Origin of the sequence: Nitrosospira sp. NpAV (assembly GCF_000832065.1) — a bacterium.
In the GTDB taxonomy this organism is placed as follows: domain Bacteria; phylum Pseudomonadota; class Gammaproteobacteria; order Burkholderiales; family Nitrosomonadaceae; genus Nitrosospira.
This window is the reverse complement of record NZ_JXQM01000205.1, coordinates 1-538: the sequence shown is the minus strand read 5'-3', so window position 1 is coordinate 538 and position 538 is coordinate 1. Positions and strand designations below refer to the sequence as shown.

At 57.8% G+C, this 538-nt stretch carries 1 protein-coding gene; it reads left to right on the top strand.

Annotated features, from left to right (window positions below; translation table 11 throughout):
- Nucleotides 1–344, top strand: a 344-nt coding sequence (locus SQ11_RS15890; RefSeq protein WP_041515181.1) for an MFS transporter, incomplete at its 5' end; no start/stop codon positions are given.
- Nucleotides 345–538 lie beyond the last annotated feature (194 nt).

Below are 538 nucleotides of genomic sequence, written 5' to 3'. Positions count from 1 at the left end.
TGCTTGGCCTGATCGTGCTGATCATTGCAGATTTTGTACTGGCCTATGCCCAGTCCTGGGGTGTTGTATTTATCGGCGTTGCCCTGTGGGGCCTGCACCTGGGTATGACCCAGGGGTTGCTGGCGGCCATGGTGGCAGATACCGCCCCCGCTGTTCTGCGTGGCAGCGCATTTGGCTTCTTCAACTTGCTCAGCGGCTTGAGTATGCTGGTTGCCAGCGTACTGGCCGGGTTGCTGTGGGATCAGCTCGGGCCAGCTTTCACGTTTTATGCAGGCGCGTTCTTTTGCGTCCTGGCGTTGGCAGTCATGGCATTCAAGCGGCGAAAAGTGCGCATGTCTGGTTAGAGAGAGGGAGCACACAAAATCGAAATTCAATCCTTCCTGAACTGGGTTGCACAGTATCCCCACTGGACGCTGGCGGGCGTTTTCCTCATCGCTTTGGGAGAATCGCTGGCCGTAGTAGGGCTGTTCGTACCAGGCGCTGCAGTCATGGTCACTGCCGGAGCGCTCATCGCGCTAGGGGCGATTGAATTCTGGCC